The organism is Mycoplasmopsis citelli (genome assembly GCF_900660645.1).
Taxonomy (GTDB): domain Bacteria; phylum Bacillota_I; class Bacilli_A; order Mycoplasmatales; family Metamycoplasmataceae; genus Mycoplasmopsis; species Mycoplasmopsis citelli.
Map to the genome: position 1 here is coordinate 967,187 of NZ_LR215036.1, position 19,379 is coordinate 986,565.

General features: G+C 28.1%; 11 protein-coding genes. 1 reads left to right on the top strand and 10 read right to left on the bottom strand.

Going from position 1 to position 19,379, the window contains the following annotated elements:
• Positions 1-3: 3 nt before the first annotated feature.
• The 4 genes from EXC58_RS03635 to EXC58_RS03650 are packed head-to-tail and all read right to left on the bottom strand — an operon-like array spanning position 4 to position 11,090.
• Positions 4-1,044, bottom strand: a complete 1,041-nt coding sequence (locus EXC58_RS03635) for an ABC transporter permease (protein WP_129725675.1) — start codon at positions 1,042-1,044, stop codon at positions 4-6.
• The gene (locus tag EXC58_RS03640; protein WP_129725676.1) at positions 1,044-2,114 is read right to left on the bottom strand and encodes an ABC transporter permease; all 1,071 of its coding nucleotides are present in this window, start codon (positions 2,112-2,114) and stop codon (positions 1,044-1,046) included. Before EXC58_RS03640 ends, EXC58_RS03635 begins: the two co-directional genes overlap by 1 nt.
• Positions 2,115-5,585, bottom strand: coding sequence for an ABC transporter substrate-binding protein (locus EXC58_RS03645; protein ID WP_129725677.1), 3,471 nt, complete (start codon positions 5,583-5,585; stop codon positions 2,115-2,117).
• Positions 5,586-5,603: 18 nt separating this feature from the next.
• Positions 5,604-11,090 carry a PDxFFG protein gene (locus EXC58_RS03650; RefSeq protein ID WP_129725678.1) on the bottom strand — a complete coding sequence of 1,829 codons (5,487 nt, stop codon included), beginning with the start codon at positions 11,088-11,090 and terminating at the stop codon, positions 5,604-5,606.
• A 180-nt stretch (positions 11,091-11,270) separates the two neighbouring features.
• Between EXC58_RS03650 and EXC58_RS03655 the strand changes: the two genes are divergently transcribed.
• Positions 11,271-12,467: a hypothetical protein gene (locus EXC58_RS03655; protein ID WP_129725679.1), complete on the top strand. Its 1,197-nt coding sequence runs from the start codon at positions 11,271-11,273 to the stop codon at positions 12,465-12,467.
• A 118-nt stretch (positions 12,468-12,585) separates the two neighbouring features.
• Here EXC58_RS03655 and tsf read toward each other — a convergent pair whose 3' ends face one another.
• From tsf to secG, 6 genes are all read right to left on the bottom strand, one after another.
• Positions 12,586-13,470 (bottom strand): translation elongation factor Ts, encoded by an 885-nt coding sequence (gene tsf / locus EXC58_RS03660; protein ID WP_129725680.1) that lies wholly within the window; start codon positions 13,468-13,470, stop codon positions 12,586-12,588.
• Between the two features lie 31 nt (positions 13,471-13,501).
• Positions 13,502-14,320, bottom strand: coding sequence for a 30S ribosomal protein S2 (rpsB, locus tag EXC58_RS03665; protein WP_129725681.1), 819 nt, complete (start codon positions 14,318-14,320; stop codon positions 13,502-13,504).
• A gap of 256 nt (positions 14,321-14,576) precedes the next feature.
• Positions 14,577-16,121 carry a methionine--tRNA ligase gene (metG, locus tag EXC58_RS03670; RefSeq protein WP_129725682.1) on the bottom strand — a complete coding sequence of 515 codons (1,545 nt, stop codon included), beginning with the start codon at positions 16,119-16,121 and terminating at the stop codon, positions 14,577-14,579.
• Positions 16,122-16,129: 8 nt separating this feature from the next.
• The gene (locus EXC58_RS03675) at positions 16,130-16,924 is read right to left on the bottom strand and encodes a tRNA1(Val) (adenine(37)-N6)-methyltransferase (RefSeq protein WP_223211628.1); all 795 of its coding nucleotides are present in this window, start codon (positions 16,922-16,924) and stop codon (positions 16,130-16,132) included.
• Complete coding sequence (rnr, locus tag EXC58_RS03680) at positions 16,890-19,091, bottom strand: ribonuclease R (RefSeq protein WP_129725683.1); 2,202 nt, start codon at positions 19,089-19,091, stop codon at positions 16,890-16,892. The genes EXC58_RS03675 and rnr overlap by 35 nt, the downstream gene beginning before the upstream one ends.
• Positions 19,091-19,327: a preprotein translocase subunit SecG gene (gene secG, locus EXC58_RS03685; RefSeq protein WP_129725684.1), complete on the bottom strand. Its 237-nt coding sequence runs from the start codon at positions 19,325-19,327 to the stop codon at positions 19,091-19,093. Before secG ends, rnr begins: the two co-directional genes overlap by 1 nt.
• Positions 19,328-19,379: the final 52 nt, after the last annotated feature.

Below are 19,379 nucleotides of genomic sequence, written 5' to 3' on the forward strand. Positions count from 1 at the left end.
CTCCTATCTTTGTCTTCTAAGTGAATCTTGGACACTAGCTCCAATAAGCTGGATGCTGGTAGTAATTAAAACTAAAACAGCTGATGGTACAAAGACATATCTTAAGTATTGTGGGAAGTTTTTTTGTCCTTCGGAAATTAAATTTCCTAAAGTAGCAGTATTTTCGATGTTAAGTCCAATGAAAGCAAGCGAAGTTTCAGCTAAAATAACACCAGGAATTGAGAACACAAGTTGAGTAATTAAAATTGGTAAAATAACTGGAATGTAGTTTTTAAGAATTTTAATGGTTGGAGTCCCTAGCACCCGAGAAGCTGCTACTCATTCAAAGTTTTTAGCTCTTTTTACTTGAGCACGAATTTGGTTAGCCATTCCAGTTCATGAAGTAAGTGAAAGTGCAAGGGCAATTACTCAAAAGCTTGGATTTATAACAATGGCCATTAAAATTAAAATTAAAATAGTTGGAACAATTGAAATAATTTTAATAATAAAAGTCATAATTTTGTCAAAAGTTTCAAATTGTCCCATCATAATTCCAATCGAAACTCCAATAACAACTTCAATTAAAACTGTAACAATTGCAAGAGCAATTGAATAACGGAGCCCTCATCAAAGTCTAGCTCATAAGTCACGACCTTGAATGTCAGTTCCTAAAAAGTGATAAACTCCATGATTATCTCTTTGACCAAAAGATAAGTATCTTCCGTTAACATTTGAAAGAAGTGGGTCTTGAGTAAAAAATGGTATAAAAAGTGCTAAAACAATTAAAAAGACTAAAATTCAAAACCCAAATACTCCACCAGTATTTTGTGAGAAACGGTGAATAAATTCTTTGAAAACTTTTGTTTCTTTCCCTAAATGTTGTGATTCTGAATATTCAAAAGCATCTCCAATTAATTTTCATTTTTTATAATTAATTGGTTGCATGAATGCATTAGGGGCTCCTTCGAGATTTTCTAAATTAGTTTGCGAAAGTTCTTGAGATTTTCTTAAAGAATCAATTTTTTGGGAGGTTTTATTTTTCAAATTTTCTAAAAATTTAGCCATTATTTACCTCTCCTTCTAACTCTTGGGTCTATTGCTTCATATAATAAATCACGTGTAGCATAAGATAAAATAGTTAAAATCGCAAAAATAACCATTAAAAATAAGATAACATTATAATCTTTAGTTTGAATTGCTTGAAGCAGTGTTGCTCCTGAACCAGAAATAAAGAAAATTTGTTCAATAAAAATACTTCCTAAAAATGATCCAAAAATAACAGCTGGGAAAAAGGTTGCAATTGGGAAAAGTGAAGGTTTAAGAGCATGTTTTCAAACGAATCTATTTTTTGAAACACCTTTAAGATAAGCAAATTTCGCATGCACTGAATTAAGCTCACGGTTTAATTCAGTACGAATATATTTAATATAAACAATAATACTGGTAAGCGAAAGAGCAAGACCTGGTAGTATGTAAGTTGCAAAGTTTTTTTGATCAAATACATATGGAATTCCTACTAATCTTCCTAAAAATACCAATACAACTGCAAAGACAATTGAAGGTACTGAAGAGAAAATTGACACAATAACAGTTGAAAAGTTATCAATAAATTTCCCTGGGTTTTTTCCAACTCAAATTCCAAGCGGAATTCCAATAATAACTGTTAGGAAAACACTAAAAATTCCAATGTAAAATGATTTTAAAAATCTAGCTCCAATTCAATCAGAAATTGGCTGAGCTGGAAATAACGAAAGTGATATTCCAAAATCTAAATGTGCAAGTCCATTAAGGTAGTTTAAATATCTAAGGAAAATTGGTAAATTAAGTCCATATTTTTGCTCAATTGCAATTCTTTGAGATTCTTGCAATCCGGCAGTAAGAGAGTTAGAACCAGGAACTGCATTAATTAAGAAAAAGGCTATGGTAATAACGATAAATCCAATGACAAAAAATTCTAAAATGATTTTAAAAATTTTTCAAAAGGTTCTAAAAACCGGATGTTCTGTAAAGGAGAAAAAATCTTTAAATGAATGCTCAGAAACACGTTTATTTGTAAAAAAGACTTTACTTGAACTTTCTTTATAGTTTCCTTTTAAATGCTTATAAGTTTGATTTAGTTTTGTTAATTCATTCATCTATGCATCTCTCTTTCTAGGTAATCCTGGTCTTGGCGGATTAGTTACATCATATGCAAATTGTAATTTGAAACTAAATACACCCCTAACTCCACCAATTTTAGTGATTTCTCAGTTAGTGTCAACTTCCATAAGTGGAATTATTGGCGAACCATCACGAATAACTTTTTCAAGAAGTGCAACAAAAATAAACACATCTAAAGTTGAATTTCATCCTCTATAAGATTCTTCGTCGGTAAAGTTTCCACTAAAAAAAGCATCGAGTCTTCCTGAGTAATCAATATCATTTTCAGAAACACCTGTGTTTTGATTATTTTCTTTTTGATCAAAATGTCTCATTGATAAATCATTGAATTTAGATCATAATTTTAATTCTTTGAGTTGGAAATCAAATAAATATCCAACTGTTTCGTTTTGGTCATTATTTTTTTCTAAGGCATCAATAAAGATATCCTTCATATCTTCGATTTCAGTTTGCTGCTCTAATTGATTATAATATGCTTGTTTTTGTTCATCAGTTAAATTACTCAATCGATTAATTACTTGCTTAAAATACTGAATTCTTTCTTCATAATCACTAAATGGAACAATTAATGCTTCTAATCTTTCGGCAGTATCAAAAGTTGTTAAAGCTAATTTATCTGCTAAAGTTAAATTGTAACTTTTTCCTGTTATTGGATCAAGTGGTAGTGATGAACTTTGTAAAGTTAAATCTTTGGTTTTATCTTTTCCTCTAACATGGATTTTAAAATTATTTACTGCATCTAGAGTGTTGGTATCTAACAGATAATAAAGATAAATTTGTAAAAGTTTATCTAATCTTGAATTTTTGAGATTATTTTTTGAAATTCCTACACTTAAAAGTAGGTTCTTAACTTTATTAGAGTTATTTATTGCTAAATATTCAAGAAGAGTTGTTGAGAATAAATTGTTATTAAATAATGCTGAGTACAAAATATTTTTAGTTTTAGATAAAATTTTTGTTTTAAAAGTACTTAAGAGTTTATTGATTTGATTAGAAATATCACTTAAACTACTTGAACTTTCAATTGCATTTTTAATACTTTGATCTTCTGAATATACTTGTAGTCCAATTGCAAATATTTCTTTAAGCAATTCTTCTTTTGAAACATTAGGATTTTTAACTTCATTTTTATTAGAAGGTAAAAGTTTTTCTAAAAGCAATTCTGAGATATAAGATTGGTATGTTCAAGCTCCAACTGGATTATTTGTAAATCCAATATTTTTTTGTATTAACGGATTAATTTCATCTGTTTTATAAAACACACCAACATAATCTTGTACTGTATTTCCGCTAAGGTAATCATAATTACGGTAAATAATGTCATATTTACCAGTTTCAATAAATGAAGCATAAGTATTTTCTGGCAATGCTTTAATATCAATATTAACAAACCCTTCTGAATTTCTTAGCAGAGTTTCTTGAAGAGCCGCTCCTGCTTTTCTTTGTTCTTCAGTTGAATTATTTAAATATCTAAGAGTAATTGATTTTCCTTTTAATTCTGGGTGGTTTTTCTTAAATCTTTCTAAATAGAATTTAGCAGTATTTTCAGAATAAGTTAAATCTCTCCGATTTGTTCTCTCAAGTTGGAATGTTTTTCCTAAATGGACTAAGTACTCATAGTTTTGTAATTCAAATGTTTCACCATTTTTAGCCTTGCTTTCTTGTCCGTCGAAAAACATTTCAAGAGAACGCCCATCATCTAGTTTATGCGACCCAAAAGCTGTTCAAGTATTAACTGGAAAAGAGAAATCTCAGTTAACGGTTTTGAGTAAATCTCCACGATTTATTGAGTAATAAATATAATTTCTTAAATCTTGATCGTTAATATAACTTTCTGAGTTAGTAACTGGATCTAGATTAAACCCAAAAGCAATGGTCCCAACTCCTTGATTTTTATTAAGATATTGTTTTTCTGCAGGATTTGATCAATATGAAACAATTTTTTCAGCTGGAATATAAGTTTGTGAAATATATCCATCTTCAAAAAGAGTTGAATTTGTGGTTTTATCTGTTGAAAAGTAAATTTTAATTTTATTAGAAATGGTGTTTGCGTTGTCATAATAATCACGATTTTTTGTTAAGAGCATATACCCTTGCGGACCAAATACAACATCATTAGGAGAAGCGATTTTGAATGCTCCACTAGTTAAAAATTTCGAAACATCAGCTCCATAGTTATCAATTCCACCAACTTCAGTTTCAATATATTTACGATTAATAGGGAATAAAGCTGGCAAAATGTAAAAAATCAAATTAATTCGAGAAGGAGTTTTATTTTCATCAAAAATCATAGTAAATGAATATTCATCATTTGCTAGAGTTTGGTATGCAGATTTTCCTTTATCAAAATTTTGATAGGGATTAACATACTCATTACGAACTAATTTTATAGTTTTGGTTCCTTTTTCTACGTCTTTAATAATAAAGTCTTGTACTGGTGCATCATAACTAAAATCAGGATTTAAATCTAAATTATTAAAAATTTCTTCATTTCCATAATCTAAAAATAATTGTCCAGTATAAAATCCAAAATTTAAAGCCGCTTTGTGAATTTTATCAACATATTCTTTATCTAAAAACTCACCTGGTTTTTGCGGATCTTTTTCATAATATTGTCACACTTTGTCATTAGGATCTTGGACATATTTACCAAAATCTTTACTAAAGATGTATTTTCTTCTTCCTCAAGGATTTGGGTATGGTTTATTAAATTTACTAATGTATTCTTTTTGAGCATTAACAAATTCTTCTGCTCCTCTAATTCCTGTTAATTTGAGAATTTTATTAAGTTTTTGAGACCCAGTGTTTAAATCTAAAATATATTCAAAGTAATCACGTAAATCTTGGGCTGTGATTGTATCACCATTAGATCAAACACTATTTCCATTATTTAAAAATCCAGTAAAAGCCGAGACGTTGTTTTGGTTTTTAGGGTTTTTAAAAGCATAAATTGATGATTGTCTTATAGCATCATTTCCACTTTCTTTTCCTAATCCTCCCAAAATTTCAAAATCATCTAGCGAAAGATGAGCGCCAGAAACTCCTCCATATCCATCTTTTTCAGAGAATTTATTTTTATTTTGTTTAAAAATTTCATCAAAATCTGCTTTTGGATTATTTGGATTAACAGAAATTGGTGTATCAACTAAAGCAAACTTAAAACTTCCAATAGAAATAATTGATTTTAATGAAGTAGTTGGTCCTTCTTTAGTAAATGATTCAACAAGAGAAGGAATTACTCTATCTAATGAACTATATCTAACATAATTAAGGTTATTAATTGGATCAGTTGCAAGTCCAAAATCATATTCTTTTTTAACATTTGAATTAAAATTATCTGGATCATATGGGGCTGCTGAACAACTCATGGCTACAGCTGTTAAAGATCCTGTTAACAAAGAACTCGTTAAAAGAAGTGTCTTTTTTAGGTTTAATTTTCTTTTCATTTGCCCTCCTATTTTTTATTATCTAATAACGTTAAATTGTAAGTCAACTTCAATTACAGCTTTATCAATTTCTTTGTTATTTTTGTCTTTTCCTTTTGCTGAAATTTTAATTGGTGCATTAGAATCGTCTTTACCATTTTCGGTAAGAGATTGACCATGACCTAGTGTAAATATTGATTTTCCGTCTTTATCTTTTAATTCGTTACCATCTTTGTCAACAAAATCAATAGTAAATGAGTTTCCTGGGAACAGTAATGCATCTCTATATTTACCCATTAGTGCATAATCAGAAATTCAAGTACTATAACCCTCATCTTTTAAAGTAACTTTAGAAGTTGGATCAGCTTGTTTTTTAAGATAAAAAATATTATTAGTTTTATCAACATTAACATGAAGATATTTAGCTTCTCCAGTTTTAATGTTAGTAAATTTTAAACGATCAATTTTTGCTGCATCTTCATTTTTTACATATCCATAAAGTGCTAAAGCATCAAAGTCTTTATTTCTGTAAATTCCTGAAACAGTTCTATCACCAACCCCATAGTTATAAAGCTGTGAAAGGAAAAACGCTCTTGGACGTGAAGTTACTTTTTTACCGTCTAAATCAAGCAATCTAATAGTATTATCAATAATTTCGTCTCCAGTGGTTGGATCATAAAGCTCAATACCAATACTTTCTTTTTCTCATTTATCTTTGAAGTATCCGTTGTTATTTGATTTTAATTTTCCAAAATATGATGATTTAATTCTAGTTTGCTGTTGTATATCTGGTAAGGTAATATCGTAATCGTATAATTTAAGTAAATTGCTTAATTCTTTGTTTTTATCAAAATTAATTTCTTGTTTTTGAGTTTGTAAAGCATTTAATTGCAATGCATATTCTTCTTTTGAAAGTTTTAATTCTTCGGGAGTACTTTTTTCAAACTGCGAAATTTTTGCATCAGCTTCAAGAGCTAATTTTTGGTATTTTTGCTGAATTTCTGAACGCTTAGCAAAATATTCATGTGGTTTTGAAGGAGTAAGAAGTATTGTTTCAATTCCGTTAACTATTGCAGATTTACTATTTATACGTTCATTTCAAATTGATAATGAGCTAATATCATTAACATAATCTAATCCAGTGTTTGCTTCACTAACATTGCTTAAATATGTTGGTAAATTCCCAAAATCATTATTTGAAGGAACAAAAGTAGTTTGAACATAATCTCTAGTTAAAGTTTCAGGCATTGTATACACATAATCAGTAAATTTATCAGCAATTTGTGGTTCGTTTTTAGTGTTAAAGTAATCTATAGCATCTGAAGATGGAGTCCCATCAGTAAAATCTAAAAACAAAGCATTTGCTAATGAAGTATTATTAGAATCACTTTGTATTATTAATACATTTCCTAAAAGCATAAATAAATCATTTAAGGAAATATTTTCAAAAGCTTTGGATACAGCATTACTTTCATATTGACCTTTAGCAGTTTTGTTGTAATATTGATCAAATGTTTCCTTAATAGTTTCAAGGAACTTTTCAATGTTAAATTTAAATCCATTTGAATTAAGAGTGGTTTTAACATAACTTTCATTAAATTTGGAATTAAGGAAATTCATTCCATAATCACTGCTAAAGATTGCTTTGTTTTTTTCTAAGTCTTTAAGTTTAAATTCTTTAATACTTAAGAAAAGTGAAGAACGAATAAATCTCTTCATTACTTCATTTGCAAGTGATTGTTCGCTAGCGACAATTGTATTTTTCATTGGCGAATCAGCTTCTTGAGAAACTTCAGCTTTAAATTTATCTAAATTGAACTTAGTTTTAACATAATTTATATCTCAATTATATGCTTCGTTTTCTTCATCACCTGAATATGTGGCTTTTGAATAATCAACTGATCCAAATTCAAACATATCTTTAAGAGTATTAAATACAGGCAATTGTTTATTTCTAACTGTTGCAGTTAAGATATTGTTTGCAAATGACTTATCTAATTTACTTTGACTTAATGTTAAGTATGAACTTGATAACAAATTATATCCAACTTTAGAAACTTGGGTAGCTTTTGAATAATCAAGAATTGGTTGATTTGAACTATCTAATCCAACAAAATAAACTCCAGATTTAGATAGATCAACTTCTTTATTCGTAACTCCGGCACTCACTCCAAACCCTTCGCTGATTAAAAAACTAGGAGTTGGTTGATATACTGAATTATTTTCTGCTCCAAAAAATCTTTGGTAATAAGTCCCAAATAAACTTGAAGTAATAGAATGACTTGAAGAAAGACCTCTTGTTGCCCCAACTGGAAAAACATAATTTGCATTTGGAGAATTTTTTGAATCAACAAAGCTTAAAACCTTTCCGTAGTAGTAAAATGCCGCTTCATATCCAGCATAACCGAGTCCTTCTGGTCTTTCATCTTCTTTTTGATTTTGAAATATTTTATTTAAGACATCAAAGTTAGAATCTGAATTATCATTTTTAACTGCATAGTAAAGATTTGATTTTCTTTGAGGGTTTATGTGTTTATTTGGAGAACCATTAATTCAAAGAAGACCATTACTTTCTGGATTAAATTCATTAGACAAATCATCATTACGATAAATAATGCTATCAAAAAATGATTTTGGAACAACAGAATTTAGCAATGATTTTCAAACGATTTTTCTTTTTCCATCTGCCGATGATGTAGAAGAATTTCATCCATTATCAGCATCATCTATATTATATAAACCTTTGATATTATCATTAACTCTTTTTCACAATGCATTAACATATTGAAGCTCTTCGGGAGTTAAAGTCTTGTTTAAAGGCACTTTAATTGCTGGAGAGCCATCTTTATTTTTTAATCTTACATTAGTGATTTTAATTGTTCCATCTTCATTAACCTTAAAATCAAAAGGTTGAACTTGAAGATTTGATGAATTAGTTCCTGTAAATTTAATTGGGTTCCCTTGTCCATCTTTAAATTGAGAAAGCATCTGTGTTAAACTAATTGTTTTAAAGGTTTTTTGTCCATTTTCATTATAAATAACTTTTCCTTGACCTTCAATAAATGGATTTAAAGTTCCTGAATTTGAATCTAGTGAGTTTGCTAAAAACAAATCTCCTAAACGAATGTTTCTTCGTTTAGCGGTTTCTTGAAGCCCTTCAAAAGTTTGAATAAATCTTCTGTCTGGGTTTTTAACTGTGTTAAAAATGTCTTTAGATTTTGACCCTCAAACATCATCATAAGTTTCTCATCTAGTATGAGTCCCGTCATTTTTAATGTATCCAAATTGAGTAAATGTTCCTCTTGGGTTTGGGTTTCCTTGTGCATCAACTCTGCGAACCAATAAGTTAGTGCGAGCTTCAATATAATTTTTGAGTGCTTTAAATGAATAGTATGAACTATCTGAAGCTCCTCCATTAACTGAAATCCCTCCAACAAGTACAGCGCTATCTGTTTCGTCAATAGCTTGACCTTTTTCAAGAGTATAGTGATGACCGTATTCGTGAGCTCCGACATATTTTAAGAAATCATATGAAACCCCTTTGTAGTTTTTAAGAGTGTTTGCAAGAATCATTGGAATTCCAATATTATCATCAACTGAAAATCCTTGATATTCTCCTTCTTCGATGGTGTATTTATAAACTCCATTAGTATCAATTTTTTTAACTAAGTGAGGTCCATTTTGTTTTTTAAGTAAAAATGGGAATTTTTGTGAAATTTCGTCTAAAATTCCATTGTATGAATCTGAATAAATTTGAAACTTCCTTGAAGCAAGTCCTTTGAGTAATTTTCCACTTTGATCAACCGCTGTTAAAGTTTCAGGAGTAGCTGTAAGAGTACGCGGAACTAGAGCACCAGTATATCCTAATGCATATTTAAGAGATCTAAATAAATCTCCTAAAGAAATTTCTTTGTCAGTTTTAAGTGCATCAAAAGTCTCGGTAATTTCACTTTTCTTTTGTTCTTTATCTTGGTGTTCAAAAGTTACAGTAAAAACTTGTCCTTTAACTTCAAAGCTTTTAATTGTTAATTCTTTTAAGTTATTCTCATCAAATTTAGATTCAAGATTAAGAGCTTCTACTGAATTTGAATAATATACTTTGTGATCACTATCTTGATATAAGTAAACTTTTTTTCCTAAATATTGGTCAACATCATAAAAATCAAGGAAGTTTTTGATTTTAGAGTTAACCATTTGTTCAAGAAATTGTTCGGCATAATACTGAGCTGGCGAAGAAACTCCGTCATATAATGGAATAGTAAATTCTGATTTTCCGTCAGTTAAATCAAGAGTTAAATATGCTGTCTTATTTGATTCAATTAAATCATCTGGATTAACAGAGATTCCACGGGCATCAGTAATTTGATATTCAACTAAATCATTAAATGAAACATTTTTATATTCTTCTCCAAATTCTTTAATTTTTTCTTTAAATTCTGTTTCAGTAATATCAGCAGGGAATAATAAATTTTGAGCATTTTGAAATGCTGAAATTTTTGTTGCCCTTTCTTTTGCGTCCCTAATTGATGAAAATAAAGAATTAGGAGCTGGAAGTTTAGGTTCTCTTCCGTTTCTTTGTAAAAATCATTTTTTATAGTTGGAATCATAAATTTTTAATTCTTCGTTATATTTACGATACTCTTCTTTATGTTCCTTATTAACCAAAACCTTAACTTTTTGTCCTCTTAGTTTTCCGACAAAGAAAATATTTTTAAAACTAAGAATACTTTCTTTTCTGTATAAAGGCAATCCTTGAGAATCTCTTAAACTTTCGTTGTTTTTTAAAATGGAAATTTTAACAAGATTTTCTAAAAATCCATCAGCTTGAAATTTTGAAACAGGAGCTTGAAAAGTAGTTTCAGTTAAAGCGTCAGGCGCATTCCCTTCACCACCAATACTTGAGAAAATAGGTGCAACACCAAAAAACGCATCTGGAAAGAATTTGATTTCGCTAGATTCCTTATGAATTGTTGTATGGTTACCTAAAGTAATTGAGTTTCCTCTTCTTTCAACCCCTGGAACAATTCTAAAACTACTTAAGGTAAGTAAATCAGGTCCTCAAGCAACATTATCAATAAATCATTTACTAAATTCTAAAAATCTTTCTGGTCTAACAGCAAGAACATACTCATTGTAAAAATTAAATGAACCATATTTAATTTCTTGAATGAAACTTTCTTGGAATCTTTTGTAATATGCGTTGAAAAATTCATTAAAGTTCATTTTATGTTCTTCGTCATTTACAAATCAGTATTGAGAACCATCATCTGACATCTTCGCTACAGTTCGTTGCTTAAGCGGATCAACAATATTAACTTTGGCTTTTAAGTTACCGTTTTCATCTCTTATAATACTGTAATCATTTTTTAAAAGGTTTTTCGGAATTGCAGAGTATGACCCTAAAACTTCATCAGAGTTATTAGAATAAGCGAGCATTGCCCCTAATGTCGCACCTGAACCAATAACAACTGTTGAAACTGCAAGAAGAGTTTTCTGCAATAATGACAATTTTAATTTCCTTTTCATAGTCGCCTTTCTTTAAATTTACTATATAAGTACCATCAAAAGTACAATATATTTTTTATTTTATCATATTTTGTAATTTTTGAGATTACATATTTAGGCTTGTAAAATGTGTAATCTCAAAAACTTTCTTTTTTTTTATTTTTTTTACTTTTATGTGAATTTTTTTATTACTTAATTGATATGAAAACAATTATTCGAAAATATTTAAAACTATTCATAGCTATTATTAGCGTTTCAGCTATAACAGGTGTAGGTGTTTATTTTTTAACTAAAAACAAAACAGCAATTAACAATTCTAAAACCACAGAACCCGAAATTTCAAAGCAAAAAGAACAAGATATAGAAGATATAATTTCTTCACCAAATAATCAAAAAGCTAAAATTAAGTATAGCGGTGATCTTATAAATGAATTTAATAACTTTAAATCATTAGCCTTTAAAGAAGATAATAACTTTCAAAAATTAATTTCTCATTATCAAAAATATCAAGAAGATTTATTGTTAGATCAGTTTTATAATAAAAGTGATATCTGAACACAAATTTACCAAGACAGATCCTTAAGTGAATTACTAATATCAACATTTTTAGATAATGAAACTAGTTTAAATGATTTAAATTCTAATGATAATAAAAGCATTTCAAAAATACGAATCGGTGCTTTAATTGAGTTAATTAAATCTTTTACTGGATCTTTTGAAAAACAAAACGAAATTTTTCTGAGTCAATTTAATGAAAGTTATTTTAATTTAATAAATAGTCAATTAAAAAATTTTTGAAATGAATATAATCAACAAATTAATTTTGCAAATTCAGATGATTGATTAAAGCAAGAGAATTTAGAAATATTGAGTAAAAGTTTTATTAACTTGATTTTTAATTTAATCCAAATAAAAGAATTAATTTTGCAAATTAATAAAAATTTTCTTGATATTGCTAAAATTGAACAAGAAAGAATTTACTTAATGAAAAATTTTATCAAAGATACTTCATCTTATATTTATGAAAGTCTCAATTTTATAACTCAAGATCAAGGTGAAAAAATAATTCAAAAAATTAATTCATTTAAAAAGTTTAAAGAAGAAATCCAGAACTTAAAAAGGGATCAACTTCAGTTACTATCTGATAAAGAGACTATTTTTGCTCAAAGTGCTATTATTGATTTTCTTAATAAAAATCTTAAATTAAAAGAAATTTTTGAAACCTTAAATTTTTCAGAAGATCAAAGACAAGCAATTGAATTATTAATTCATCAGCTCATTGAAAACAAACGTGCTTTTGTTGCTCGTGAAGAAAAGAATTTTGGCTTTATAGAGCAAAAAATTAACGATAAAATAAATGATTTAAGTTTAAAAGATGAGCTTTTAGCACAAACTTAATTTTAAACATAAAGAACGTAAATGTAGTGATTAGAATTGAAAATAAAGAAAAGATGACTAAATAAACCCTTATTTTAAGAATTTATTTAGTCATCAAATACATAAAATATAAATTAATTTATTTTAAATTTGCAGCCGCAGCTACTTCTTCAGCAAAATTAGATTGAACTTTTTCGATTCCTTCTCCAACTTCAAATCTAAATGATTTTACTAAAGAACTTGAATTATTGGCTAAGTATTTTTCTACTGAAACCCCATCATCCATAACAAAAGGTTGGTGTGTTAAAACAAACTCTGATAGTTGTTTATTTAATCAACCTTCTTGGATTTTCTCTTGAATGTTTAATGGTTTTGAATCAAACCCAGCAGGTTTTTCGAAACCATTTTTAATTTCTTGCATTCTTTCAGCAGGCATATCTGAAACAAGAGTAAATTCAGGGTTCATCGCAGAAACATGCATAGCAACATTTCTTGCAACGTCAGCTTTTTCACCATTTACAACTACAACAGATGCAACTTGGTTATTTGCATGAACATAAATTCCTAAAACTTGATTTTCTCCAGAGTTAATACACATAATCCGTCTAAGGGTAATTTTTTCTCCAATTACGGCGGTAGCTTCAGTTAAAGCTTCTTCAACGCTTTGTCCATCAGCTAATTTAACTTTTAAAGCTTCTTCAAGTGTATTAACTCTGCTGTTAAATATAGCAGGAGTAATTTCATTAACTAACTTATTAAACTTATCATTCTTAACAACAAAGTCAGTTTCTGAATTAACTTCAACAAGAACTGCATTATTTCGGTCACCATATGCACTAACTACACCTTCTGCGGCAACACGACCTGCTTTTTTAGCAGCTTTTACAATTCCATTTTCTTTTAACCAAGCAATTGCAGCGTCCATATTATAATCGGTTGCTTCAAGAGCTTTTTTAACATCAACAAGAGCAGAATTAGTTCTTGCTCTTAATTCTTTGATTTTTTCTAATTTTGAATCAGCCATGATTACTCCTAATGCTATTTATATTTTTTAATTAATTAAGTGGTTGTTGTTCAACTTTTTTTGATTGAAATTCTGGTAAAACAACTTTTTCATCTGGTTGGTATGCATAAAGTTGTTCTTTGTTTTGAGCTTTAGCGATTGCATCAGCTAAAATTGTGATAATAAGTGTAATTGATTTTGCAGAATCGTCATTTGCAGGAATTCCAAAATCAACCGAATCTGGGTTTGCGTTTGAATCAAGAAGTGAAATAACTTTGACTTTTTTTCTTCTTGCTTCTTTAACAGCAATTGCATCTTCAATAGGGTCAGCTACAATCATAATTTGAGGTAGCGATTTCATATTTTTAATACCATCTAAGTTTTTGTGAAGTTTTTCTAATTTTTTATCAAATTCAAGTGCTTCTTTTTTAGTGTATCCTTTGTATCCTTGTGCTTTTTTAGCTTCAAGTTCATCCATTGTTTTTACACTTGACATAATGGTACGACTATTTGTTAATGTTCCACCAAGTCATCTTTCTGAAACATAATGAGCACCAACTCTTTGTGCTGCCTCTTGAATTACTTTTTTAGCTTGTTTTTTGGTTCCTACAAAAATAAATGAAGCATTTTTTGAAGCTAATTTGTTTACAAGCGAATAAGCAAATTCTAAATATTTTTGGGTTTTAGTTAAATCAATAATATGAGAACCTTTATTTTTTTTATTTGGAACTAAATATTCTTTCATTTTTGGATTTCAATCTTTAGCTTTGTGTCCAAAATATGCCCCAGCTTCTAATAACTTATCTTTTGAAACAATAGGTGTTTGCTGTTGTTTTACTGGTCTTTCAGCAACAGTTTTTTTGTTTTCCATAATTTTTCCTTTAGTTTGTTATTGATTAATAATTGCTTCTAACGCCTAGCACTCAAATTATTGGAGCACACCCAAGCGAATCCACAATTACATTGATATATTTTTTACTTTATAGTTGTTTTAAAATAATTAAAACTCTTTTATATTTTAGCACATATATTATTATTTAAACCCAAAAAAATATACTTTTTTAAGCTAATTTAAGCTTTTTTATACTATTTAAAAGAAAAAAGTGCTTAAAAGCACCTTCAATAAATTATTTAATCCTGTTAAATAAAATAATAGGAGCATTGGTTTTTATTTGATTGAATTTATTAAAATCACTTATTAAATCTAAGCTTATTTCTTGTAAATTCAATGCTTTTAAAACTTCTTTAGATTTTTCTTTTAATACTACGCTTAAATAACAATTTACAGCATAAATCCCATTTAAAAGTCTAACTAGTATTTCCTCTAATCTATTGAGATTACCCTTCAAAGTTCAAGGTTGAGTATCATCTATATATTTATTTAAATCACTTGATAAATTAATTGCTACTTTAAGGCCTTTATCAATTTCTAATGAATCAAAATGATCTTGATATCTTTTTAAAGAATTGACTATTTCTTGATCAATTTTATTATCTAGAGAATTTTGTGATTTTTGATATTTTAGAGGTTTGTCAAAACTATTTTGAATCATTTTTAAAGTTCGAGATACTAAATTTCCAAAATTATTAACTAAATCAGCATTAATTGTATCAACAAACCTTTTTTCTTCATAAATTCCGTCTTCTCCTAAAGCAATTTGGCTAACAAAAAAATATTTAATCATTTCTTTATGATATTTTTCCAATAAATTATAAGGATTAACAACATTGTTTTTTGATTTAGACATTTTTCCAGTTGGAGTGATAATTCAACCGTGTGATTGAATTTTTGTTGGTTGTTTTAAATTTAAAGCTTTAAGAAAAATAGGCCAGTAAATAACATGAAAGCGAGAGATTTCTTTTCCAATTAAATGCAAAACTTCTGCATTTTCACTTTCTCAGTATTTTTGAAAATCTTGACTTTGAACTTCTGTAAAAGGTTTATATCCAAGTGCAGTTATATAATTGCAAAGGGCATCAAGCCATACGTATAAAGTATGCTTTGGATCTGAATCAATTTTAATTCCCCATGAAACATTAGTTCGAGACAATGATAAATCCTCAAGTCCTTTAAGTAAAAAATTGTTTTTAATTTCATTTTTTACTTTTTGTGGAGCTACAAAATTCTCGTTTGAATCAATATATTCTAAAAGTCATTTTTCAAATAAGCCCATTTTAAAAAAATAACTCTCTTCAGAAACTCATTCTAATTTATGATCGCTTGTAGGATGAAAATATTCTCCATTTTTTAAAACTGCTTGATTTTGAGTTAAAAATTCTTCATCGCTTACTGAATAAAGCCCTTGATAAGAACCTTTGTAAATAAAACCTTTTTCTAAAAAATACTTAAAAATTTGCTTAACAGTTTCTTTGTGTGCATCGCTAGTTGTTCGTGAATAAAAATCATAACTAATCCCAAATTCTTCTCACATTTTTTGGTACTTAAAAGCTAATTGATCAACAAATTCTTGAGGAGATTTGTCTTCAAGATTTGCTTTTTGTTGAATTTTTAAACCGTGTTCATCACTTCCAGTTAAAAATTTAACATCATATTTTTGTAATTTTTTATAATTGGCAATAACTCAAGCTAATGTAGTGGTGTACAAATGACCAATATGTAAGTCTCCACTAGCATAATAAATCGGTGTAGTAATAAAAAATGTTTTTGACATATTAGCTCCTAAATTTTAATTGGCTTATACAATTGTTTAATTTCAGGTAAGTATTCATGATCATTTTTATTATGTTGATCATGTAAATATAAATTAGGTAAAAAATGTGATCCTCAACCTGCTTGATAACGAGCTTCAAGAAGTACAAATTTTGCTTTATCGTAAATTCTTGGATAAATAAATTGAATTCTTTTAGGTTCAAATTTGTATTTTCTTAAAATTTCACACAAATCAACAAATCGTTCAACTGGTAAAACTAAGCTTAAAAACCCTTTTTGTTCAATTATTTTCGAACACCCAAAAATTAAATCTTCTAAAGTTAATTTAATTTCATGAGTGGCGATTAATTTTTCGTTTGAAACTTTTTTTGAGATTTTAGTTTTATCAAATTGATAAAATGGAGGATTGCAAAAAATAACTTGATATTTGCGAGAAGTCTTTTTAATTAATTCTTTATAATAATCATTAAAATCAGCTTTAATTACCTGAATTTGTGATTCTAAGTTATTTTGCTCAACATTAAAAAGGGCTAATTCTGCTGCTTTTTCTTGAATTTCAATTGCATCAATTTTTAATTTTTCGCTTCTGGAAGCAACAAATACCGAAAGAGCTCCGTTATTGGTTCCTATTTCTAAAGCCCGAGTAATTTTTTTATTTAAATAAATAAAATTACCAAGCAAAATAGTATCAACTGAATAATTAAACATATCTTTATCTTGAAAAATTCATAAGTTCGAATCAAAACCTAAAGAATTTTTTAGTAATTTTCTATTTTTGAGATTTTCTGGCAAATCTTTTTTCACGATCTTGATTTTCCCTCTTTATTTTGTTTAAGTATTGATCATATTGGCTTGTTAAAACACAATCAACTTTTCCTTCAACTAAATCAACATTAATAACAGTAACTTCAACAATATCCCCAATAGTATAAGTTTTATTTTTTGAAACTAATTTAGTTGCATTTTCATTAATTTCAAAATCTCCATCAAATAAATTACTTTTATGAATTAATCCGCTTGCTTTAAAATCAAATTCCACAAAAAATCCAAAATTTAAAACACTCAAAATTTGAGCTTTAAAGCTTTGTCCAATTTTACTTTTTAGGTACTCAGCAAATTTTAAATCGTTAACTTTTCGTTCAATTTGGACTGCTTTTTGCTCACTTGCGGTATTTAATTCACCAAATTCTGCAAGTTTTGTACTCAATTTTTCGACATTAACAGCTTTTTTATCAATTAAATAATCTCTAATAATTCGATGAATAATTAAATCTGGATATCTTCGAATTGGAGAGGTAAAATGACAATAGTGATCGCTAGCAAGTCCAAAGTGTTTGATGTTATTTTGTGAATAAACGGCCTTTTGCATAGTTCTTAAAAAAAGTAATTTGACAAAATCATCATCCCGATTATTTTTAACTTGCTCTACAAAATCTGCAAATAATTTTGGTGTAATTTGATAATGTTTAAAATTTGGGGTGGGTAAATTAACTACTTCAAGAGAATTAATTAAAGTTGATAATTTTTCTTCATTAGGAATTTCATGAACTCGGTATAAAAGTGGTAATTTTGCTTGATAAAGGGTTTGAGCAACTACTTCGTTAGCCCTTACCATAAAATCTTCAATTAAAACTTCACTAAATCCTCGTTTATTAATAACAATATCTTTAACAAATCCGTGTTCATCAAGCTTAATTTTAGGTTCATCAATTTCAAAATCGATATATCCTTGATTAGTTTTTCACTTGTGAATAATTAAGCTTAACTCCTTTGCTTGATTGAGCATATTTGCTAATTGTTCTGATAAATGTGGATGTTTGCTTGTATCAATAAATCCAGTATCTAAAAAATGATTGACATTTTTATAAGTTAATCGAAATTTACTGTTAATAACTCCTTGGAAAATATTGCTTTTAATTGTTTGACCATCTTTATCAATTTCCATTTCACAAGCAAGAACAAAACGATCTTCATCTGGGTTAAGAGAACAGATTCCATTTGAGAGTTTTTCAGGTAGCATCGGAATTACTCGATCCACTAAATAAGTGCTTGTTCCCCTTAAAAGAGCTTCTTTATCTAATAAAGTATCTTCTTTAACATAATAGGAAACATCAGCAATATATACTCCTAATTTTCAATTTCCATTTGGTAGTTTTTCAACATTAATTGCATCATCAAAGTCTTTGGTGTCTTCTCCGTCAATAGTTACAATAAGTTTGTCCCTTAAATCAATTCGATTAGATAAATCTTCATTGTAAATATCATCAGGAATTTCACTAATTTCTGAAGCTAAAGATTTCGGAAAGTTTTCAGGAGCTTTAATTGATTCTAAATAAGCTTTTACAAAAACCATCGGATCAGCTTCGTTGGTAATGATTTTTTCAACAGCAATAAAGACAATTTTTCCTTCATATTTTAGAATTTTAGCCACTACTAAATCATTTAATTTATATTCAGTAGTTGAAGGCATTAATGCTCAAGAACAATTTTTAAAGCGTAAATCAGTTGGTAAAAAGTAAAAAGTATTATTTTTTTGCTTAATAAAACCAATAATAGCATCATTTTTACGCTCTAAAATGTGAGTAATTACTCCATAACTAAGATTATTTTCATCATGAGGATTAACATAAATATTTACTTGAACAATATCATTTGTAATAGCCCCATTAAAGTTAAATGATTTAACAAAAACACTTTTTTTAGTTTTGTTTTCTTCATCAATATCATAATCAACAAAACCAAAGCTTCCTTTAGTTGAAGCAAAAAAAACACCTGAAGTAGTATTAATTAATTCAGGAGCATAATATTCATCTTTTTCATTGCGAAAAACTTTACAATCTTTTTGTAAAATCGCTAGAATTTTGTTTAACTGATGATTGTCTTTGGGTTTAATCTTAAAATGTCGAGCAATTTCTAAAAAACTTTTGCTTTTTGAGTTTTTGATAAACTGGTATATCTGTTCAATTTTCATTATCTAACAAAATAAATTCTAATTACAATTGATCCAATTAGTAACAATGCTCCTAAAGTAAACATTGAATATTTTAGAATTTTCTTAACCCCTCTTTCTTTTGAAACTTTAAATAAGTCTAAATCTCCTGAACCTACTAAGGCTCCTGAAAAACCATTTGAATCTGGAGACATTAATAACGAAATGATAATTATAAAAAAGGAAATGATAATCAAGACAATTGTTAAAACTCCCATAAATTGCTCCTTAAAGTATATTAATTAAATAATACCATTTTTTAGCTAAAGC